The 20,262-nt window shown below is 44.2% G+C and carries 22 protein-coding genes; 8 read left to right on the top strand and 14 right to left on the bottom strand.

All coding sequences use genetic code 11. The annotated features are described in order from the left end of the window. The first annotated feature begins 38 nt into the window (after positions 1-38). Entirely contained in the window at positions 39-407 is a 369-nt protein-coding gene (locus tag R7D93_RS23915) for a hypothetical protein (protein WP_225478199.1), read from the top strand. Further along, positions 400-990 (top strand): hypothetical protein, encoded by a 591-nt coding sequence (locus tag R7D93_RS23920; protein ID WP_225478198.1) that lies wholly within the window; start codon positions 400-402, stop codon positions 988-990. The genes R7D93_RS23915 and R7D93_RS23920 overlap by 8 nt, the downstream gene beginning before the upstream one ends. Positions 991-1,084: 94 nt before the next feature. Here the strand turns inward: R7D93_RS23920 and R7D93_RS23925 are convergent, their stop codons facing one another. The 13 genes from R7D93_RS23925 to R7D93_RS23985 form a co-directional block, all read right to left on the bottom strand. Next, the gene (locus R7D93_RS23925; RefSeq protein ID WP_225478197.1) at positions 1,085-1,840 is read right to left on the bottom strand and encodes a hypothetical protein; all 756 of its coding nucleotides are present in this window, start codon (positions 1,838-1,840) and stop codon (positions 1,085-1,087) included. Positions 1,841-1,891: 51 nt separating this feature from the next. Further along, positions 1,892-2,710 carry a PRTRC system ThiF family protein gene (locus R7D93_RS23930; protein WP_225478196.1) on the bottom strand — a complete coding sequence of 273 codons (819 nt, stop codon included), beginning with the start codon at positions 2,708-2,710 and terminating at the stop codon, positions 1,892-1,894. A gap of 16 nt (positions 2,711-2,726) precedes the next feature. After that, positions 2,727-3,491 (bottom strand): hypothetical protein, encoded by a 765-nt coding sequence (locus R7D93_RS23935; protein WP_225478195.1) that lies wholly within the window; start codon positions 3,489-3,491, stop codon positions 2,727-2,729. Positions 3,492-3,598: 107 nt separating this feature from the next. Then, entirely contained in the window at positions 3,599-4,984 is a 1,386-nt protein-coding gene (locus R7D93_RS23940) for a hypothetical protein (RefSeq protein ID WP_225478194.1), read from the bottom strand. Between the two features lie 105 nt (positions 4,985-5,089). Then, a complete protein-coding gene (locus tag R7D93_RS23945; RefSeq protein WP_017190476.1) occupies positions 5,090-5,311 on the bottom strand; it encodes a hypothetical protein in 222 nt (73 codons plus the stop codon). Between the two features lie 20 nt (positions 5,312-5,331). Next, a complete protein-coding gene (locus tag R7D93_RS23950; RefSeq protein WP_225478193.1) occupies positions 5,332-5,916 on the bottom strand; it encodes a hypothetical protein in 585 nt (194 codons plus the stop codon). A 128-nt stretch (positions 5,917-6,044) separates the two neighbouring features. Then, a complete protein-coding gene (locus R7D93_RS23955) occupies positions 6,045-7,889 on the bottom strand; it encodes a ParB/RepB/Spo0J family partition protein (protein WP_225478192.1) in 1,845 nt (614 codons plus the stop codon). 179 nt (positions 7,890-8,068) lie between these two features. Next, positions 8,069-8,476 carry a hypothetical protein gene (locus tag R7D93_RS23960; protein WP_225478191.1) on the bottom strand — a complete coding sequence of 136 codons (408 nt, stop codon included), beginning with the start codon at positions 8,474-8,476 and terminating at the stop codon, positions 8,069-8,071. 2 nt (positions 8,477-8,478) lie between these two features. Beyond that, a complete protein-coding gene (locus R7D93_RS23965; protein ID WP_225478190.1) occupies positions 8,479-8,889 on the bottom strand; it encodes a hypothetical protein in 411 nt (136 codons plus the stop codon). Between the two features lie 20 nt (positions 8,890-8,909). After that, complete coding sequence (locus tag R7D93_RS23970; RefSeq protein ID WP_225478189.1) at positions 8,910-9,536, bottom strand: phage repressor protein CI; 627 nt, start codon at positions 9,534-9,536, stop codon at positions 8,910-8,912. Further along, positions 9,523-9,759 (bottom strand): hypothetical protein, encoded by a 237-nt coding sequence (locus R7D93_RS23975; protein WP_225478188.1) that lies wholly within the window; start codon positions 9,757-9,759, stop codon positions 9,523-9,525. The genes R7D93_RS23970 and R7D93_RS23975 overlap by 14 nt, the downstream gene beginning before the upstream one ends. 10 nt (positions 9,760-9,769) lie before the next feature. Further along, on the bottom strand, positions 9,770-10,180 hold the full coding sequence (locus R7D93_RS23980) for a hypothetical protein (RefSeq protein ID WP_225478187.1): 411 nt from the start codon (positions 10,178-10,180) through the stop codon (positions 9,770-9,772). 115 nt (positions 10,181-10,295) lie between these two features. Further along, a complete protein-coding gene (locus tag R7D93_RS23985; RefSeq protein WP_225478186.1) occupies positions 10,296-15,368 on the bottom strand; it encodes a DEAD/DEAH box helicase family protein in 5,073 nt (1,690 codons plus the stop codon). Between the two features lie 188 nt (positions 15,369-15,556). Between R7D93_RS23985 and R7D93_RS23990 the strand changes: the two genes are divergently transcribed. The 4 genes from R7D93_RS23990 (at position 15,557) to R7D93_RS24005 (ending at position 18,025) form a co-directional block, all read left to right on the top strand. Continuing rightward, entirely contained in the window at positions 15,557-15,691 is a 135-nt protein-coding gene (locus tag R7D93_RS23990) for a hypothetical protein (RefSeq protein ID WP_258520379.1), read from the top strand. A gap of 132 nt (positions 15,692-15,823) precedes the next feature. After that, complete coding sequence (locus tag R7D93_RS23995) at positions 15,824-16,228, top strand: hypothetical protein (RefSeq protein ID WP_225478185.1); 405 nt, start codon at positions 15,824-15,826, stop codon at positions 16,226-16,228. Positions 16,229-16,606: 378 nt separating this feature from the next. Continuing rightward, the gene (locus tag R7D93_RS24000) at positions 16,607-16,999 is read left to right on the top strand and encodes a phage protein NinX family protein (RefSeq protein WP_225478184.1); all 393 of its coding nucleotides are present in this window, start codon (positions 16,607-16,609) and stop codon (positions 16,997-16,999) included. A 42-nt stretch (positions 17,000-17,041) separates the two neighbouring features. Beyond that, a complete protein-coding gene (locus R7D93_RS24005) occupies positions 17,042-18,025 on the top strand; it encodes a hypothetical protein (protein WP_225478183.1) in 984 nt (327 codons plus the stop codon). Between the two features lie 316 nt (positions 18,026-18,341). On the opposite strand, the gene R7D93_RS24010 is transcribed toward R7D93_RS24005, so the two are convergent. Further along, positions 18,342-18,920, bottom strand: coding sequence for a hypothetical protein (locus R7D93_RS24010; protein WP_225478182.1), 579 nt, complete (start codon positions 18,918-18,920; stop codon positions 18,342-18,344). A 441-nt stretch (positions 18,921-19,361) separates the two neighbouring features. On the opposite strand from R7D93_RS24010, the gene R7D93_RS24015 reads away from it, so the two are divergent. Further along, positions 19,362-19,847 carry a hypothetical protein gene (locus R7D93_RS24015; protein ID WP_225478181.1) on the top strand — a complete coding sequence of 162 codons (486 nt, stop codon included), beginning with the start codon at positions 19,362-19,364 and terminating at the stop codon, positions 19,845-19,847. Further along, positions 19,847-20,155: a hypothetical protein gene (locus tag R7D93_RS24020; RefSeq protein WP_053409862.1), complete on the top strand. Its 309-nt coding sequence runs from the start codon at positions 19,847-19,849 to the stop codon at positions 20,153-20,155. The genes R7D93_RS24015 and R7D93_RS24020 overlap by 1 nt, the downstream gene beginning before the upstream one ends. Positions 20,156-20,262: the final 107 nt, after the last annotated feature.

Genomic DNA, 20,262 nt, shown 5'->3' on the forward strand with positions numbered 1-20,262 from the left:
ATATTAAAAATAACGTTTAGGTTGATATGAATACATTGATGAAAGTCATCCTCACGGGTGCAATTCTATCGGCTAGTGCTTCTGTGGTGGCTGTTAGTAAGAACGATACAGGGATTACAAAAGTTCTCGCGGATACTGCTGAGTACTTCATGGAACAGTACCCAGAGATGCGAAGGGAATCTGAGTATTTCAATGTCCAATTAGTAGAAGATTTTGCTTTCAAAGCCACGGAATCCACCAGCTTGAAGGAACAAAAAGATGCTTTGGCATACTTGGAGTTGTTCAACAAAGAACTCAAATCCAGATGCGATGAAGGTATAACGGACGAACGCGTGTGTGATCGGTTAGTGCATCTAAAAAGTGCAGAATCAATGTTACGACAACTTGCAGCAGCAAAACATGAATAGGTCACTTATGGAATATGCACAGACCACCCATAACTCAAAGTTAATTTGGGTTGGTATGAACGAACTGGCATTCATGGAAGACGCGGCCATACAAGAAAACGTAGCAGTTGGTCCGGTAGTGCAAGATGTTGTTCATACACCAGAGAAGTACGAATTAACGCATAAAATTGTGTATGGCATTTTGCTCGTGAACCGCGATGAAGATTATGAACAATCCTTCCAAAGACTGTCTGAGAGCACCAACAGTTTTTTCAGCACCATATGCTCAAATCAGTGCCATACATACCGCTTAGTTGATTTGGTAGTGAAGCAGGATAGTCGGTTAGCAAAAGCGCATAAAATAAAGTTTGCTGCAGTAATTACTGTACCTGGAGACTTTTCAATTCAAACAGGGAATAGACGTCTTTTAACGGGGTTCTTAAGACCTCAGTCAAGCGTTGACCCGGTAACTGACATTTATAATCGTCAGGGGTTAATCCTTCTTACTGGGCAGGAAGATGACCCAAAAGAGAAGTGGAACGGAAAGGGGTGGAAGCAGTACATCAACCTGTCGCGCTTAAATGACTCAATCAAAGACCTTTAGGTGAGTTATAAACAAAAGCCACTATAAAAGTGGCCTTTGCTTTAGATATTGAAAATATGCCCCGACAAATTGAAGGCTGGTGGGCGTTCCCGCGTTAGTCTTGATAATGCTCATGGTAATAGCGATGCATTGAGCAACCACCTTTAGAGCAAGGCTTTGTTGATGCAAGACTTGCAAAAGCAGCTCTCGATAAATGAGTGATAATGTCTTCGTGTTGCTCATTCATCAGTCGAAAGCCTGTATCAACGGTTTTTATCTCTTCGAATTCGCTGAACAGGGAAGATAGAACTCGTTTAAACACTTCACTTCGATATTCTAAAGGCACATAGGCTTTTTCTACTGGTACACCACTGATCCCCAGTTTTGGCCCTACAAAGTCAAACATTGACGCTGACATTTCACGATCAAGCATAAACAGGTCTAGAGCCGCAGTACTAAACTCACTGTCTGGTATTGGCTGAGTTGCTTCGTCACTAGCACGTTCACTGGCCGTAGCTTGGTAGGTCAGCAACCGTGACGCAGAATAGGCGTGTCTGCCAATCTCTGCCGGTAAGAACGTCATGTTGGTCAAGTGCAGGAAGTTGTCGTGTCGCTTGATAGAAGTATCAACGTCAGCCCCAACGATGTCAGCGGCATACGACCAGATTGTTTGCACCGAATGAAGTATTACAGTTAGACCATATCGCGCTGCGTGGCGATAAATGGGGTTAGGAACTGGCTCACCATCTTTGAGAATGCTCAGTACAGGGAATTCATCAGTCGCTTGTTTTACCCACGACTCGTAAGCCGCATCAATAGCTTGAGTTATATTCGTGAAGTATTCTCTTGTGTCTTGCTCTCTCTTTTTCATTCATGTTCCTTGGTTAAAGCAAATGCAGGGGAGAACCCCTGCAATAGTTGGTTAATTAATATTTTCTTCTTGGTAGCCATAGAAAGACCACTGCAAAGGATCTACCGGCATTTTGGTAATCTCGGCTTGATGCAAGTCGATGAATAAGCCGTGATGCTCAAGTTTTCCGAAACGAAGTAGGGGGAATAGCAGCATTGACGCTGCTGAACGTGCAGTCATACCATTGATGCCGAATGTCTGCTTTTGAATGGCTTCCTCGGTACTGCATGAAGCGGTATCGACCTCAGTCTTAGCGGCTTCTTCCCATTGCGAACCAAACAACTCGAAAGGCGTTGGAAGTCGTTTTTCACCGTAGAACTTTTGACGACTCGCATTACCGAGCAGGACATTTGATTGATGGTTATCATTGCCCATGTCTAGCCATAGAGCACGTTTAACTGAGGTATCAAGTGCGCGACCAATCTCATACCTTACGGATGCTTTATCTACAGCCGTGATTAGTAGGTCATATTCCTCAGTGACTGCCATCTCGCCAGTGAAGAAAACAGGTTTTGATTTCCAGTTAACGCCACCGAATTGATTGAATCGCGTGATCAGAACATCAGCTTTGTTGTTGCCGACATCGTGTTGCCAGAAGTTTTGGCGAAAAACATTGCTTTCAGAAACAAGGTCACCGTCATAGGCTGTCACTTCGAATCCATCACAACCTAACTTGGTGAGGATCCCGAACATTTGGAAAAGCTCGGTCAAAATCGAAGAGCCAGTGCCACCACAACCTACGAGGGCAATTTTGAGTTTACGGTCTACCCAATCACTAGGGACGTAGAATGTACGAGCTGTGTTTTCGAAGCCAAATTTTGAATTAGTCATATCTGTTCCCTTAGTCTTATAGTTCTTCTAGTACTTTGCTTAGTTTCTCGTATGGATAAAGCTCATTAGCAACATCCACCAGCTCACCTGTCAGGTTCTTACTTTCCCAAAACGCACGTTGGTCGGGGATGTCGTCTGGAAGCTTGATAGCGAGGTTATGCTTAAAGCCATCAAATGCACTCATGTACAACGTATCTTGAATTTCTTTGATGTTGCTTGAGCTAAGTTGCTTCGGTAGGGGAGCTGACCCCTGACACAAGTAATGACTATCAAAAACGTTTGCCAGAGGCGCGTAATAAGTCATTGTGTCGAGGGTTGGGCGTTCATCACTTTCTAAGGCAAACACATACAGTGTTTCGCTGTGCTTATTCAGAACAAAGAGCAACGGTGTCCAAGTGACATTACGAAGTGCCTTTGGGTGAGTGCCTGACATTCTGTACCACATAGGGCATTTAGTCGCAGGGGTGTGCCATACAAGCAATCGGTCTGATTCTAATAAGACATTTTGAGGGATTAGGGAGTACTTGGAGACTTCCGAGCCTTTAGATTGTTCCTTGGCTTCTGCTGCCTTTGCTGCATCGTTAGTGTCTTTGATTTTTTCAAGCAGCTTAATCACAGCATCGGTATCAATGATCACGCCACCTTGCATTTGTTCTTCATGGAACTCATGGCGTGTGACCGCGTAACCTCTAGGGCTGTTGAAGAACACTAAGCCGAATTCTGGCTTAGGGTCTTTATGTTGGTTATTGATGCTTAAGCGCGGTTCTTTCTGAACTTGCATGGTACTTCTCCACAGTGATTTTGTTGGGTGGTTAGCCCTTGGTTAAATGGGTTGAAGTGGTTAGCCTCAACCGATATTTAAGATGGTATGCTAAGTTTGAAATCGCGCTAGACCGAAGCAAGCAACATCAAGCACTTGTCAGCTAGATGAATGTTTTCGATAGTGCGTAGACCTGTGTCGTTAGCCGATAGGTCAAGGCGAAGTGCGCCACATTCACCGATTGATTGACGGTGCTCGTTTTCTACTTCAAGAGTGTATTTCTCGATGTCGCTACCAGTTGTGATAAAAGCGAAACAATCGATCGGATTGTCACTGCCAAGCAACCACGGTGAGTCATATGCTTCATGTCCTAACTCAATGACAGTGCGTAACGTAGTTTTTAGTGCGGCAATGCCTTTAACGTCATTCGGGTTTAGTGGGTTAGGACGGATTTTATTTACAGTTTCTAACAGTCCCATAGCGTTCATAATGACTGATTGACCGCGATAGAATGGGGTATCTTTCTGATACCATTTCGTTGCTACGGTTGCTTTGTAGTACAAGGCAGCGTTGATAACGTTATGTAAATCAATATATTCATCGTGCGAACCAATAGCTTTGAAAATTAGTGGGTTGATGTCGTTCAACACTTCTTCGATGGAATCTTCATCGCAGCCAGTGATCTTCTGTACTTGTTCAGAAGTCAGGTCAAATACTTTGAAAATTTCAGCGTATGCTTCAAGCGTTCCCTCGGTATCACAATATTCCAGTGCCATCGTTTTAAAGTTCATAAGTGATAGCAGACGCAGGGTTTGAAAATACATTGTGCCGACACTTGGGCTGAATTGGTCTAGGTCGAATGACAACGCTGATACGCGAGAGCAATGCTCAATACGGATGCTTAGGTCATTGAAGCTTTGGTCTAGTTCATCGTAGTCTTCGCCATAGCACTCGTCTTCATCGAGAGTTAAATCAAAACCCCAATTCGATTCGGTCGGAGTAACGTACCAATGGGCAATGTCAGCACGGATAGAAACAGGGGCTTCAAATGCCTTAAAACATGCTTCGATTTTGTATTGCTGATCAGTTAAGCCAGTTTGGTAGAAACCAAGTACCTTTTTGCCAAGCTCTTTTGCAGCAGAAACCTGCTTTGTAGTGCCGATAGGAGCTTCTATAAGGTTCTCGATGTCGAATTCGGTCAACATGCCGTGTTTGAGTCCAAACAGCGCGAGAGCTTCCCAAAATGAGGTTTTTTCGATGATGGTATCTTGGTAAACATCTTCGCGTTTATAACCCAAATTATTACGCACACTCTGGCTTAATATAAGCTCTTGCGGCTTAACCGCTGCGTACCAAGGGGCTAATGGCTTAAAGCCACCAGCCGCCTTGTTTGTGGCTTTATTAACATGCGCTACATGAGCGGTGGAATGTCCTTTAGTTCCATTGATTCCGGTAAGGATGGAGAAAGGTGTTTGATTTTGTGAACCACTGAATTCAACTGATGTATTACGCATGATTTTTCTTCCAATTCAACTTCTTCGACAGAATGATTAGCCATGTTGGTGGCGCACTTATCGCGCCACTGGTTTAACTTCTCTTTGATATTGTCTGCCATGTGCTTAACCGTTTGTTTTCACTGGTGGCGGTACAACAGGTAAAACCATACAACCATTCTCTAATCGCGCATCTTCCTCGTAGATTTCAGTCCAACGTAATTGAGGAAAGTGCTGTGCCAAAAGTCGTTTATTGTCTTGGATTGAACCAAAAGGGTTTGGGAAATCAATCAGTGTATTGCCTAACTTGAATTGCCATTTCAATTCTGGTGTTGCTGTATTACTCATATCTCGGATACCCCTAAACCTTAAAGTGCGCCATTCTGGAAGAAATCAAAGTTGTCGCTCTCAAGTGACATACCCTCGTCATCAGCCTCTACCGCTTCTGGAGCATCTTGAGTTGCAACTGCATCAGTTGGTGCGGTTTCTACCTTATCGGCTTTCTCTGGAGCTTTTGGCGCGGTTTCAGTGGTATTTTTAGTTTCTACTGCATCTGAATTTTCAGTTTTTGCAGCATTCTTTTTGTTGCTTGCTTTTTTAACCGTAGTTTTAGGGGTAGTTGTAACGGCTTGAGTTGAAGCCTTAGCAGCCGCAGCGTTAGTTTTTACGCCTTTCAGTTGAAGTGAAGCAGGAGCAAAGCCCTCACCAAATTCTGCAAGCTGTTCATCAAAGACCGCATCAACATCTTCTATCTTGCCTAAAACACGCATAGGCGTGGCTAGAGCTGAACGTAGTGCCATCTGTTTGTCGTCTTCAACCTTTGGCAGACAAGCAGCGTTAGAGGTTGGAATATTAACGATGATTACTGCATCTTCGTTATTAGTGTCAATTGTGATGATTGCGCGAGTTTGACCGGCAGCTTTAACTAGTTCACATACGTTTTTTAAATTCATTTTGATAATCCACAGTGTTATTGAGAGTAGGGAGTGGTTAGTTCCCGTTGGTTATGTAATTCATACTGAGCGAGTTTGGTCATCGCGCAATAGGGTAAGTTTGGGGAGTGTTGCCACTCCCCGAATGGTTAACGAACTAAGGCAAGGTAGTCAGAGGGTGCGAAGTGTGACCAATCGAATTTGAAGCCCATAACACCGCTTACGATGTCATCCTTACGGTTTTTGAATAACAGAGAGAATGACGCTTCACCGTTGGCTGCTTCATAAGCCTTATCGAATCCTGCCTCAACACACATTTGGTTGATTTGCGCGATGTTATACATGCCAAGGCGTTCTTTAGTTGGTTTCCATGCTTCGATTGCGATGCTCTGACCTTTCGGGTTCTTGCCAAGAACATTAATCATCAAATCAGTGTTGGAATGTTTATCACCAACGGTTGCATGGTGAATGACCGCCTCTGCCATGTATTCTTGGATTTGTTGTAGGGTCAGATCCATAAATGCAAGCACACGGTCATTAAAGCGAGGCCAACGGTTCTTTTTAATCGCGTCAACAGGTGGCTCGTAACCGCTAACGTCACACAAGGCGGCTAGGGCAGTAGCCATACGAAATTGTGGGTCGGTAATTGCAACGCTTGCACTGGTTGCACGTAGAGACTTACGGTAATCCTCTAACACGGCTGCAGATGTTTTACGCTGAACTGGAGCGGTAGTAACGACAACTTCTTCTTGCTCAACGGTGACTTTCTTTTCTACTGTCGGTTGGTCAGCCACATCAACATTTGAAGATTCTGCCTGTTGTTCCTGGGCGGCAACTTTCTCTTTCTCTTTCGCTTCACGCGCTTCTTTCTGCTTACGTGCTTTCTCTGCCTTTGCTTCTTTCAAAGCACTTACACATGAATTGAAACAATCAGTATCAATACACTGATCTTGAGTGTATTCACCCCATTTCATCGGGCGGTCATCGACTACCGTACATTTGCTTTCACAACCCATGCATCCGTTAGTGAATTGCTTCTTACCTACCGCTTCCTCAGTCACTGTACGGCGGTCAGATTCTGGTTTGGCTTCCCAAGCAATGACACGACCATACTTTTCTTCCAGTTCAGCTGTGCGCTCGTTGTGTACCCACGCCTGAGCTTTTTCAATAAAGCATGAGGCTTTACTACATTTTGCATCGGTATCGCCGTTGCCAAGTAGGTCTAGCTGTTCCCCTGTGTTGTGGATACAGCTGTCACATGGTTTGGTGTCGAAAGGAGCCTTAGCTAAAGGGATCTGGCGCTGAGAGGCGCGTAGTTTCAGATTTTTTACCGTGTACTCGGTTGGGTTAGCCAAAATTGCAGCAAGTGTTTTCTCCTGCGTTTCAGCATCAAATGTACTCAGGATCAGTGCGTGACCGAGAGTAAACTTGTTACTAGGATCGGCTAAGTGGTCCAAAACGTTATCAGTAAGGCGTTTTAGTTGCAGACGTTCGCGGAATGTCTTTTCTGACAGGCCGAGAGCCACAGCAGCCGTAGCGTAATCACCATCATGGTAAGACAGGTAGTTTTGGGCCAAATCAGCTTCATCAACGATCGTGATATTTTCGCGGTCGTGGTTTTCAGCAAACATCACCGCCAGTGCTTCACGGTCTGAATATTGGTTGACTACAACTGGCACAGATTCAAGGTCAAAACGTAATGACATGTCACGGCGACCATAACCGGCACACAACTCTAAACGGTGTGGGTTATCAACATGTGGACGAACAGACAGGGACTGAATAACACCGTTAGCACGGATACTCTCTGCGAAGTCATCGCTACGCTCTTTCTTACGGCGTTTGTTGCCACCAATGGTCAAGTCATCGATCAGCTTTGGTGATACACGTATAGGCGTACCAGACTCTAAAGCGGTGAAGTCGAACTCTTGGCCCTCACGGACAACAACAGGAAGGTATAGCTGTTCAGTTTGTTTTACTTGCTCGGTTTGCATGATGATAGTTCCACATAATTGAATTGTGAGAGTGGTTAGCTCTCTTGGTTACTTTTCAATTTTCTTATGGGCCGTTCAACGCGCAAGTACCTAATTAATAGGTTTTGGAAACTTTTAAAAGGGGAGTGGTGGAGAGAACTCTCTGCAAGTGGTCTACAGGCAGAGAGTATGAAATAGGGCTATAACGAAAGCTCAATGGTATCGAGGAAACGTTGTCTATCATCGAAAGAGAGACAGGCTGATAAGCTACGTTCAGACCACGGAGTGTCGGGGTTTGCAGCAGATATGGTGAATTGAATGCATTCCTCAAAGGGGTCGCCATACGTATCACGGTCAATGCTCAACACCGAGTATTCATAACAGAAACCTCTATTTAATTTTTCGCGGTAATTCTTTAAGGTTGGGAGCATCGCTTTTAACTGGTCGAGTTCTTCAAGTGAGTTGATTTCAAATGATGCTGCTCCAGAGTCTGAGCCGTTAAGGGTTACCAAAGCACCATTGTTAATACGCTCCACCGTAATTTCTGTTTCAGACCGACGATGTTCAAATGTCGTTTTTACGGCTGTCGGGTTGAATGAGATTTTCATGGTTAAACCTCTTGTTGTGCTTTGCACACGTTCCAGTTGGTCAGAGCTTTCCCAATGGCAACGATCATGTCTCCTGACAATTGTTCGGTACGTTTGGGGAACCAAGCGTATTTATCAGCATCGAGGGTCGCAAATACACCGAAATTGATGTTATTGATTTCAACTTGTACCAGACCCTGACGATCTTCATTTAAGCTAACTTCCACGGATGCAGTGTCATTCTCTGGTAACATGTCGTCTGTGAGTGAACTTAAAGCCACCAATTCGTCACGATATTCTTGACCAACCTGGATCAAACTGCCTTCAAATTGTCGACCTGAAATGATGAACTGGCGGTCGAAGTACTGCCCTACAACTGGTGACCAATAGACGGCGTTTTCGGGCGCGTTTGCCAAAATTTGTTGTGCATTCATGTGGTGAATCCTTCTAATAATTATCGTTTTTTCATTGCCATTTTGACTTTGCCGGCAATCAACAGATCAGCTAAGTTCAAATCGCGGTTACTAGTTGAGAATTGGACTTCAACCCAGTTGTTCGGTAGCCGTTGAAGCTCGTAAATACCGAACACACCATCTATGGCTACAAGGTATCGCCCTGAACTTGGTAATGACTCTTGGCGGTCGATAAACAGGGTTTCATCATCATGGTCAACGATCGTGAGATGTTCACGGTTTAACCCGAAGAAATCTAATGTTCCTTTACCTAATGTCATTGTTCTACAGACAGACAAATCACCATTTCTAATCATGTGAACAACATTGCTTTCTGGCTGTTCATCACTTACAGGAAGGTTGGCAGCTTGCTTCCCGTTAGGGAATGGTTCGCCTATACCAAACGCAAGATATTGGATAGATGCACCAGTTAATAGGTGAACAAGGATCATTGCCTCATGGTTAATTCTGTTTTTCTGCTTCCACGTGGCGATTGTCGATTTCGGTTTACCTAAGATTATTGCTAACTCACCATCTCTTTTTTCACCAGTGGCGACTTTCAATCGGTTTATAAACGCTTTAGCGTCACCGTAATCTGGCATTGGGACAGTTGGGCTATCGGCTTTCATCGCCACCTCGCAATTCAGTTTTTACCGCGTCTTGGTTAATCTTCTCGCCGCAATTCATACAGTATTTGGCAAACTTGAATTCTGGCGGTGGTGTTACAACGTGGGTTCTGTTCTTCTCGTTGAAATCTTCAACCTGGGCTGACCACTCACGGTACTGTGTCGCAACATCGCCAAGTACTATGAACTTACCGCCCACAGAGGCAACTACGTGATTACATTCCATTATCGGTGCCTCAAATGCCGTACTGAGCGACAAGCTTATGAGCCGACCCTTGATAGATGCGGTCGAGTTCTCCTTGTGCGCTTAAGCCACTCTCAATGATAGAGGTCTTAATCTCGGCCTTACACACACAAGCAACGCTTGGTGATTGGTGATGGATGATGTACGCATCCGTTTTACGTGGGTGACCCTTTTGAAGAAGATAAGGGGTAGACAACTGCACTTTACGGTTTTCAGTGATCAGACCGATTACCTCTGCATCCTCAATAGAAAACATGTGTTGTTGAATAACAGGCAGTTTATCAACTGAAATACAAGAAACTGGCATGTACTCAGTGACAGGGGTTAGAACAAGCTCGCCATACTCATTGGCATAAGTAATTGGAGCTATAAGGTCAGTTGTTTGTGCTTTTGAATTCGTCATTTGAGTTACGCCTCTAACTAAGATTCTTCAACCTTAAGCGAGAGTAGTAATCGCGCAATACCATTACAGGTAGAGAAAAGGCGTAATAACAAAAATTTGTTACTACGCCATAATTTTAAGCTGCGGCTAGAGTTTCCTCATTTTGTGTCATAAGTTCATGCTTAACCTCGGCTAATCGTTTCTTAGCGTCAATCAAGTTCTGTAGACCGTCAAACTCTCGCCCAATCTGTGACTGTGCCGTTTTTAGGTTAACGCGGATTTCTTCTAAGTAGCTTTCTTGGTTTTTAAGCGTTTTGTCTAAGTCTTTAAGCTGATTAATCACTGTATAAAGGATCGATGTTCCACTTGTTTTAGCGCCACCGGATAGGATAACGGAATACTCGTTATCACCCTCGATATAAACGGCGTGGCTACCGTAATTCACGCCAAACCTAACAGCAAAGCCGCAATAGTACATAACAGGTTTGTAACTGGTTTTATTAGCTTTAGACCAGTGTTGTAACTCAGCTTCTAACAGCTCCGCAGCTGTAGCGAATTTATCAACGTCATAGCCTGACACTACGGCCTCAAACTCACCTTTTGGCAATGCGTTCGCTTCATACTTTGCCATGTCGCTTTTAATGTCATGAATCAATTTTGCCTGTGCTTTTTCACGGCTTAGGTAACGTTTAATACCGTCCTCGTATTGGTGCTGCTGTTGCTGGTGGCGTTTGTGTTGCACCGACAGTTTAGTGATCTCTTTGGACAATTGAAGATGTTCAAGCACTAGAGGGTTACCTGAGATCTCCGCTTTAATCTCAGCAAACGTGATGCTGTCTGCTGATAGGGCGTTCATTGTACGTAGGTTAGTTTCACCAGCGCGGAATGCTTCAATCCAGTTCGCCTTTGTTTCCAGCGTTTGATATAGGAAGCTATCAAGGCTGTTACGGGTCGCGTAATAAATTACATTAACACCTTCAAAATTAGCTGGGTCGGCTTCATACAGGTGGTTGCCTTGGCGCTCTAATCGACCTGTGCGTTGCTCCATGTCAGACGGTTTGTAGCATGGATCTAAATGGTGCACTGCTACACCTAAGTTGTTGATATTACAACCAGTTCCCATTAACTGAGTGGATGCTAGCACAACGCGTTTTACACCGTTATTGATCTGCAAGTAAAGCTCTGCCTTAGCCTTTGGTGTTTTGTACTCCTGAGCAAAAGCGATCTCATGTTCAGGGATGCCAAGCGCAATTAGCTGTTGCTTAATATCGTCATAGACTGAATAGCTAGATTCAGCCGCCATGATTTGGTCATGACCGATTGTTTCTAATTCTCTCTGTGCTGCTTCGTCGCCAGTGTTCGCATCTTTCATTAGCTGGCGAATTTTGGCGCGTAACTTTTCTTTACCTTTATTCGGAGTCGACAGGTCACAAAAAATTAGTTGTGTGCCTTTTACCGCGTCATATTGACGGTAAATCTCCGCGACTTTGTTTGCACATGCTGTTGCTTTTGAGTTCTCATTTTCGGCTTTGCTCGGGTCAAGTACTCGCAAATCCAGTGACGCGCATCGTGCGTGATACATCAACAGCAACATATTGTCGTTATCGATTGGAGAGCTTTTGAAGTCCTTAGCTCTTTCAACTAGCGAATCGATGAATTCTTTTTGTTGATCTGATGGGTCTACAAAGATTGTCTGCGGCTTTCCTCCGACTACTGGCGGTATCATGTTATAGCCACCAGCTAATTTAGGTAGGTAGTCGTTAAGCTGTTTCTTAGTAACGGTTTCCGCAATACAGCCATAAATAGCCTGCAGCTCTGGCAAGTTATTGAATGAGCGTAGGCGTGACACTGGTTTGAAGTTGATACCTGTCGCGTCGATCTCAAATTCGCTGCTGGTGGTTGTGTACAAGTCAGCCCATGAATCCAACCAGTGCAAATTAGCTTGTTTCAGCTCGTCGTAGGCTAGGTATTTCTGAATGCTCCAAAGCTCGATAATGCTATTTGAGATCGGTGTACCAGTACTAAATACAACGCCTGCATGGTCGTTATTTTCGTTTAAGTGACGGATTTTACAAAACATATCCCAAGCGCGCTGGCTACCGTCAGGGTTACCAATGCCGCGAACATTTGACAGTGCAACCGTCGAGAACGATAAATTTTTATAGCTGTGTGCTTCATCCGCAAGAATTGAATCAAAACCCAGTTCAGCGAAGTCTAAATACTCGTCTTTCGCTTCACGGTTGGTCAGTGATTCCAGTTTGAATTCAAGGTTTTTCAGTTTGGTTTCAAGCTTCTTAACAGAGAAACGAGCGCTTAGAACTTCGATAGCGCGGCGAGTCTCCCAAATTTCATCATGGATGATCTGAGATTCGGCTTCTTTCGGTAATGCAATAGCTTTAAAGGTCGACTCAGGGATCAGTACAATCTTTGCACCTGTCTTGATTCGGTTAAGTGTCTCGCGGCGCTTTTGTGCGCTCATATCTTCCGGTGACAGTACTAGTAGCTTTTCAGTAGGGTATAAAGTCAGCCATTCTACAGCGATTGCTTCAACCAAATGGTTAGGTAATACAACAGCTGTACGCTCTTTAAGGCCTAATCGGTGCCACGTGTTACAAATAGCAGCTAGTGCGTAAGTTTTGCCTGAACCTACCGACATATCCATGAGAAAAGAACCTTGCGCCAGTGCGCGGCGTACACATGTTTTCTGGTGTGCACGTAAAGAAATACTGCTATTCATGTTCGGGAATACAAGCATTTCACCGCTGTATTTAGGTTTCACATAGCGGTTAAATTTCTCGTTATATAAGCTTTCAAGTTCAGCGCGGCGTTTGTCACATGACCAAATCCAATCCTCGAATCGAGTTGTGATTTCTGTTGCTATTGACTCAACTTGAACGGTCGCTTCTCGGTCAATGAACGTACCGTGTGTGTTAGTACGACGCACAATTAGGTCACGGCCTGCCATCATACGAGAAATGATTTTTGTCGCTGGGTAGCCATCGATGCCGAATTGTTGAGTATTGATAACACTCGGCACGCCTGTAGCTTTAACGAACCATTGACCTAAAACGTGTTCAGCATCGACACTACAGCTCAACAGTTGGCTAATGAAGTCTTTCACTACGCTAATAGGTAGCCAACCCGCGTTAAGTTCGACATTAATGTCTACAGCTGGGACGTCTGCAGGCTGTATAGCTTTTAGAGCCTCGTAGTTAGGCAGTAACGAAGAGTTACCGTTTACTAAAGCACTGACAAGCTCAAACTTGCTCTTTACATCGCCTGACAGGTAGGTTTCTGCAAATTCATATTGGCCGTTTTTCGGGTCAAGAAAGATTAGGTTACCTACGAGTTCACGCTTAGTCTGCTCGATTGATTGACCGCAAAGCGCAGCAATACGCGGAATATCAATAGTGTGGCTGTCATTCCAACACACCCACAATGCGTCAGTGCTGGTGTCTGCAGAAGTTGGAGCAACCCACGGCTTGATGATACGACGGCTAAAAATCTCTGCTTTGTCGGCGTGAGGTTTTTCTGCTGGTACGTTTAGGCGTTTAGCTTGCTCACGAGTCACACCGCGATTGAAATTAGACTCAAGGCTAGCCAGATTCGCATAGAAAGGGTCTTTGCCGAAAGCGCGGCGGTTGGCGCTTTCCTGAATGAAGCCATGTTGACGCACAAAGGCATCGTAACGGACGTTAAGTTCTTGACGGGCTGTTTCAATAGCCAGTTCGTGACCATCTGTGCGCTCTAGCTCAAGTAACTGAGCCATAGACTGTTTTACTGCAATCATAGAAGCGATACGGGCAGCGCGTTTGCCTGTGATCTCCTGACATACGTCAAACGTCATGTTGCCGTGTTCGTCGTCCTGCTTTCGAATTGCTACTTTGTCATCTTCGGTTAGCGCAAAGCCGCCAAAGTCGATATAGGCATTGTCTGAGACTAGGCCAGCCATAGGCGCTAAGAATTCGTCATCATCACTTTCTGAGGTCTGAGTCGATTCAAAGTAAATATCTTTCGGGAAATGAGCGGCAAAAGCTCTTTGTACATCGCCAACAATATCTTTGGACTCTGACACGCACTGGATCTGCTTACCCTGAATGCCTGGCTGTGCTTCCATGACACCGAGAATTGCATCTGGATTTGCCACGTAGTGGTTGTTTAGGTAGTACGATTCGCCTGTAGGTAAAGTTTGCTCGAAAGCATGAACCCAATCAGCCGTCGCCGCAGATGCGGAGTTAGAACGTTGCAGTAATAGGACGTCAACCGAAGCGTTAGCGCCGCTGTGCTCTTGAAACACACTTTTAGGTAGTCGAATAGCACCGCGTAGCTCGGCAAGGTTAGCGACGATTTCACGAGCCTTAGTGCTCTTGGAGTCAAGGAACGAGGTAGACACGATAGCGACCATCAGGCCACCCATGCGTAAAATTTTTGCACCTTTAGTCATAAAATAGTTGTGAAGAGTCAGACCGTTAAGCTGTGAGTCCAGCTTATCAATCACTTTAGCACTACCAAAAGGGGGGTTCTGGATAACTAGATCTTGATTCGCTTTGATGTTCAGTTCTTCAAAACCCTTATTACCATATACGGTTGCATTCGGGTAAAGGTGTTCTAGTGCCTCTGCAGTCACGCTATCAAGCTCACACAGCGTAACTTTTGAGTTTTCAAACATATCGGCAGACATAGGAGCTATAAGACCACCCATACCCGCTGCAGGATCGCAAATTCGGCCACCAGCATTAAAGCCGGCATTAGCTAACATCGTGTAGATGCCACGCGTCAAATATAAAGGCGTGTAAAATGCCGATAGGGTAGATGTGCGCGCACTGTAGTACTCACTTTCGGTGAGCATGTCTTTTAGCTGCTGGCGCTTTGATTCGGTCTTTGTGTTCTTCTCGTCAAAGATAGAACTCAGAGCGCCCCAACCAACGTATTTGGCTAGCTTCTCTTGCTCTAAGCGAGTAGCACTGCTGTTACGACCACGGAGAGCTTTAAGAACACGTATAGCCGTTACATTAGCTTTAAATCGCTGCGCGTCTGTCGATGCTACATTCAGAGCGTTTGATATAAGGAAATCACGGGCAGCCGCCATTATAAGATCACGTTTTTTTGTATTGTTGTGCTTTTCGGTAAATGACTGCAATTCTTGGTTGGTACCGAAGAATAGGCCCATTTGACCTGATTCATAAGTGATAGTTTGAACGTCTGACATGATCTGTTGCCCTTAATATGTTGCTTGTCTGAAAGTTACCTTTCTATAAAACCACCGATCACCATTCCCGCAAATAGTAGAGCTCTACTACTACATTTTCAAAATTAGAAGTTTTTAAAACTACGTAGATGATAAAATGACACCATTAATCGGAATGCATAATCACCAATAAGGCAGCAACTTAAGGTATGGCAACTACAGAGAGCGTTAGAGAATTAGAGTTCGTGTTTAGCGATGATAAGCAGGGCGCTTTGGCTGAAACCCCATTTGGACAGTATGAAATCTTCATGGGTCAGTCCGGTTCTTGGTGTGCAGAGTTTTAGTTTGGTAATGCCTACAGAATCTTATCTAGAAAGCTCGGTGTGACTTGTGAGCAGGCAGTATTGATGTGCCAAGAAGATTTCAAAACACGGGTGCATGCCTGTCTAACAGAAAATGAAAAGTAGAGAGATTGAATGAGTTATAGAGTTGCACATAAAAGAAAGGTTAACGCGAAGAAATTCGGTAGGGTTCTAGTCCGTTATACAATGGCAATAGCTGGTACTCCTTTCACTTTTCCAGCTAAACCCGGATCGGCGAAAAATACAATCCATCAATTTGTCGTCGGTGTTGCTTCTCAGTCTGGTCGCGGCAGATCTATTATTTCAATGATGCAAGAACTAGATAAAAAGACGGTGGTAACCGACTTCAAACTTTTTAAACGAAAATGGGTAATTGATGAAAAAGATAGTAAGTTTTCTAGCAAGTATTTCATTTGGCCTTGCGGTATCTGCTCCATTTTTTGTCAATTATGTGCCTGCGTATGTACTGGCTATCATGGTAGGGCTTCCTTGGGTTGCATTCATACTGCAGTTGCGTGACAAGGAGAAAACTAAGGTTGTTGACTGACGCGAAAGAATGTTTTTTTCGATTGTACGAAGGTAAGCAGACAGATGAAATCCTTCATTTGGGAGCGTTGCAATTTATTCATTGGGTAAACGCCTTAAGCTTTAATGAGCGGTTAGTTTTCTCTATCTTGTCTATGCTGATTTTAACTGCCGGGTGTAAGTTGAGTTTGAGGCTTGTTCGTCAATCACTTAACGTTGGACGCTAGTGGCAAAGATTTTAAACTCCGAAAAAAGAATCCGAACCTGGATAGAGAGGGCGATAACGCTGTTGCGCGATCGGAGGCTTGAATTAACCTAAATTACATTGAAGTGATAGTGATGGTCGCTATCCAGTCGTAGTAAGGAAGATTCATGTCCCGCGTTAACGTTTCAACTTTAGAAGGTGCTGTTCTTGATTGGGCGGTAGCGAAATGCCAAAACCTTCCAATTAAGCATGACCCTATGGGCTTTGGTTCTGGCTCAGAGGCTGGGTTTTGGGTGTGGGATGATGACCCTAAAGGTTATATTACAAAAATCGGTCGTGGCTACAGTCCTTCCACTAACTGGCAGTTGGGCGGTCCAATCGCTGATGCACAAAACATTAGCCTCATTTCTCCAAGTGATGGCTCAACAACCTGCTCGGCGTATGTGAAGGGCGGTGAATGTACACAAAACGGAAACACGTTATTAATTGCTGCTATGCGCGCTTACGTATGTAGTGTGCTTGGCGAAAACATTGATCTACCAGAGAAGTCTTTCGATTAAACCCTCTGTAGACCATACACAGTAAAACTTAGGTAAAAACGAATGCAGTCAACCGCAGAGTTTCGGAACATTACTAAACTCCCCAAAGGGGAGGGATTTCAATTGAAATTCAAGGCTAATGGAAAAGATTTCCAACCATACGCCGCGAACATTAGTGAAGCTATCTCTAAACGTAATGACTACTATCTGGATAACAATTATCGACCAGCCAGATTGTACAAGAAGTTCTATACATTGGATTGTCTAGCACCCAACGTTGGTATAGAAACCAAATCTGGTAACCCATTTCATCGCTGGCAGGTTCATTCACGAACCCTTGAAACGAGTACATATAGCCCGAAGTCATTCAATGACCATGATGCTGCCGTGGAGTTTACGACTAAATGGATTGCGTCACATAACGCTATTGCTGCGGTTTACAATGGCCGTCGTGAAGAAATGTTTTTGCAGTGGATTGAGCAGGAAGCAAAGCACGGGACACCATATATTGAGGTCGAATTTGACGCAGAGTTATGGCGCCGTTCAGCTCGGTTACTGTTTGGCACCAACATACCTGAATACTTTGTAGAAGATAATGAGCGCTCTCCAATATGGGTTCCCAACACTCAACACGTTTTTACTGCAAAGGAAATGGGTTACGGAAAGGGCAAAGAATCAAATTTCCGATCAAAGAAGATTGCTACTGGTTTCACAGCTGCAGTAGGCAAATTTAATAATGGGTATGGGGCCTACTTTAGACCTGGTTTTGCTGTCTCAGGCGGAACTACAGGATACAACTGGAAGTTTTTTCGAATAACTGAACAAAAACCTTTTTTAAAGGCTTATCTTGAAGCGGTAGATTACTACGTGTTTATACACGCGTTAAGCAAGAAAGAAAAAGAACAGTTGTACTCAAAGTGTCCACCTCGAGATATTTTTTATCTCGACTATAAGCGTCGGTATGATCAGGGAGAAGATATTTCAATTATCGAAATTCTTGATATGTTGGATCTGGATGATTTCAATCTCAACAATATCAAACCGTGAGAAGTTACCCTTAAAATATACACTTTAAGAACTCTGGTCGCACGATCCTGCTATCGTAGAACAATATCGATGCCTCTTTGCAGCAACTGCAATACATTCGATACTGAGCACCCGAAGTGTTAATAGTGGCTTCCTTGCTGCTACACTTCGGGCATGCTGATGGCAACTGGATAAATTCATCGCATGCCATGCAAAGACAAGAGTATTTTCCTCTACCTTTTTTATCCCTACCCATAACTTGGCCGACCAAATCTGCCTTGCTGTTACATGACGGGCAGTTGATTAGTGCTTGGTATTGCTGTGTTTGAGTCATAACTTATTTCTTGCTTACCAAAGAAAATGCAAATACGAAAAATGCCAAACTTCCTGCCAGTAAAATACAAATAGAATACGTAATCGATAACGAGAGAAGACCCGAAGCTAGGTGGTCGAGTAAAGATTCCCATGCCTGGTCGGAAATGAAACGAACGCAACCGAGTACGAGCAGTAATAGTAATGCCCCTTTAACAGAACCGCGCAGGTCTGCCGGGGAAGGTGACATATGCAAAGCGATGGCCGCGGTTAAATACATCCAAATGGCAAATTTGCCCGGACTGCCTTGAGCTATCACCCAAAGAACCGAGCTCAGCTTTAGCACTGCATCATAAAGGGCGGTTACAAATGTGGTAAACCCAGATGTGTGACGGAACGGGGCGCTTAACGAGTCAATGACATCAATAACGTTTTCACCGTATGGCAGAAACGAGCAGGTTAAAATGTAGATCGCCGCAGTACCACCGAACAGGGGAGCTATACCTATGAAAAAGTTGCCGATCTGCTGCCAGAGGTTCGCGGGGTTGTATGAGTGAGTCACGTAGCCTAATGTTCCAGCGCCATCAGGCTTGAATAGCGCCACCTCGTTTATCTTATGGAAAAATGGGAGGCAGATAAGAGCGTGCGATATTTCATGTACAGGGGTACCTACGATCGCGCTAAGGTATATACTTTTCCCTCCAAATTGTCGCGCAGCTAAGCCGCAAGTCAGCCTTTGAAGTAAGTATAGGGTCACAACGAACGCGAGGAATAACCCGGAAGTCGATAGTAGCGTTGTTAGTGTATCGATAAAAAACGATGTGACTGTATTAGGCATTCAGTAAGGTCCGATTGATTGCATTTTAAACGTTCAGTTTTGAAGTCGTGGTATCTTATCAAAATTCGCTTGAGGATATTTTCTTTTTAAGCACACTAAACGACATATTAATAAGCCTTGTACGAGAAATACACAGACATTGCCCGAGAAAAGCGCACCTGGATAGCCGTACAAGCAAACAACTAGCTAATAAGATAAAGGGATGTAATGACCTATCTGACGACATTGAATGAAGACGATATAGAACTAGCCGAGCGTACTGCAGCCTCTTTACGACGGATGCAGATCTTTTTTAATGAAAATAATATTGGACCGGAACTTGGCAATGAATTGTTCTCAGCTTTTGTGAAGTTTACGTTTGATGGTAACGCGTCTTTTGGCCACAGTGCGGAAGACTCTTGCAGAATTGAGCGAGAAGACCCGCTACTTAAACAATGGATGGCCGAAGTTCAGCATATCATTGACTATATCCGTCTGCAGAATGCCGGCACTATTTCCAGCATGTATGCACATGAAGAATCTGATCATTCAAACAACCCAATGTTGAAAGGCGCGTTCCTTGATGTCCTGTTGGATGCAGGCACGAAGGACGAAAATCCGGTGGAAGGAACTGTAGCGGTATTGACATGTTTGTGTGTAAACCACATCAAGAATGCTCAACATGCTCCAACTGGTGGCCAGGCGTTTCACTGATGTCAGAACAAGTACAAATAAAAGTTCAAATGTTAGCAGCTACCTTGAACGAAGTGGCAAATGAACTAATCGCAGAATGTAATTTTGATTGGAGTCTACTTACTGTTGAAGGCAAATCAGTTTGTGGAATGATGGTAAGCAATGCGTATTTGCTCGTAAACGGAGCTAAAAAAACTTTATTGGTTACGCCCGAAATGGGTAATCGTATTCGTGATTGTAGTAATAGCCTCAGCGTTCTCGATGAACGTATAGAATCTTATTTATTTACAGTGAACAGCAATGGTGAGTACGAATTTGAAATGCATTAACATCTGTTGATAAAGCTGACTACGTTACTTGAGAAGTGGCCCCCAATTTTCGGACATGACTTTAAGTGGTCGATCTGTTTTGATAGTACCCAACAATACAGGGACAG

The organism is Vibrio sp. YT-15, assembly GCF_033337445.1.
GTDB classification, from domain to species: Bacteria; Pseudomonadota; Gammaproteobacteria; order Enterobacterales; family Vibrionaceae; genus Vibrio; species Vibrio alginolyticus.

Bases quoted from the DNA above. Each gene is read 5' to 3' on its own strand.
- R7D93_RS23915 (WP_225478199.1), top strand. From the start codon at position 39: ATGAAAGTCATCCTCACGGGTGCAATTCTATCGGCTAGTGCTTCTGTG.
- R7D93_RS23920 (WP_225478198.1), top strand. From the start codon at position 400: ATGAATAGGTCACTTATGGAATATGCACAGACCACCCATAACTCAAAG.
- R7D93_RS23925 (WP_225478197.1), bottom strand. From the start codon at position 1,840: ATGAAAAAGAGAGAGCAAGACACAAGAGAATACTTCACGAATATAACT.
- R7D93_RS23930 (WP_225478196.1), bottom strand. From the start codon at position 2,710: ATGACTAATTCAAAATTTGGCTTCGAAAACACAGCTCGTACATTCTAC.
- R7D93_RS23935 (WP_225478195.1), bottom strand. From the start codon at position 3,491: ATGCAAGTTCAGAAAGAACCGCGCTTAAGCATCAATAACCAACATAAA.
- R7D93_RS23940 (WP_225478194.1), bottom strand. From the start codon at position 4,984: ATGCGTAATACATCAGTTGAATTCAGTGGTTCACAAAATCAAACACCT.
- R7D93_RS23945 (WP_017190476.1), bottom strand. From the start codon at position 5,311: ATGAGTAATACAGCAACACCAGAATTGAAATGGCAATTCAAGTTAGGC.
- R7D93_RS23950 (WP_225478193.1), bottom strand. From the start codon at position 5,916: ATGAATTTAAAAAACGTATGTGAACTAGTTAAAGCTGCCGGTCAAACT.
- R7D93_RS23955 (WP_225478192.1), bottom strand. From the start codon at position 7,889: ATGCAAACCGAGCAAGTAAAACAAACTGAACAGCTATACCTTCCTGTT.
- R7D93_RS23960 (WP_225478191.1), bottom strand. From the start codon at position 8,476: ATGAAAATCTCATTCAACCCGACAGCCGTAAAAACGACATTTGAACAT.
- R7D93_RS23965 (WP_225478190.1), bottom strand. From the start codon at position 8,889: ATGAATGCACAACAAATTTTGGCAAACGCGCCCGAAAACGCCGTCTAT.
- R7D93_RS23970 (WP_225478189.1), bottom strand. From the start codon at position 9,536: ATGAAAGCCGATAGCCCAACTGTCCCAATGCCAGATTACGGTGACGCT.
- R7D93_RS23975 (WP_225478188.1), bottom strand. From the start codon at position 9,759: ATGGAATGTAATCACGTAGTTGCCTCTGTGGGCGGTAAGTTCATAGTA.
- R7D93_RS23980 (WP_225478187.1), bottom strand. From the start codon at position 10,180: ATGACGAATTCAAAAGCACAAACAACTGACCTTATAGCTCCAATTACT.
- R7D93_RS23985 (WP_225478186.1), bottom strand. From the start codon at position 15,368: ATGTCAGACGTTCAAACTATCACTTATGAATCAGGTCAAATGGGCCTA.
- R7D93_RS23990 (WP_258520379.1), top strand. From the start codon at position 15,557: ATGGCAACTACAGAGAGCGTTAGAGAATTAGAGTTCGTGTTTAGCGAT.
- R7D93_RS23995 (WP_225478185.1), top strand. From the start codon at position 15,824: ATGAGTTATAGAGTTGCACATAAAAGAAAGGTTAACGCGAAGAAATTC.
- R7D93_RS24000 (WP_225478184.1), top strand. From the start codon at position 16,607: ATGTCCCGCGTTAACGTTTCAACTTTAGAAGGTGCTGTTCTTGATTGG.
- R7D93_RS24005 (WP_225478183.1), top strand. From the start codon at position 17,042: ATGCAGTCAACCGCAGAGTTTCGGAACATTACTAAACTCCCCAAAGGG.
- R7D93_RS24015 (WP_225478181.1), top strand. From the start codon at position 19,362: ATGACCTATCTGACGACATTGAATGAAGACGATATAGAACTAGCCGAG.
- R7D93_RS24020 (WP_053409862.1), top strand. From the start codon at position 19,847: ATGTCAGAACAAGTACAAATAAAAGTTCAAATGTTAGCAGCTACCTTG.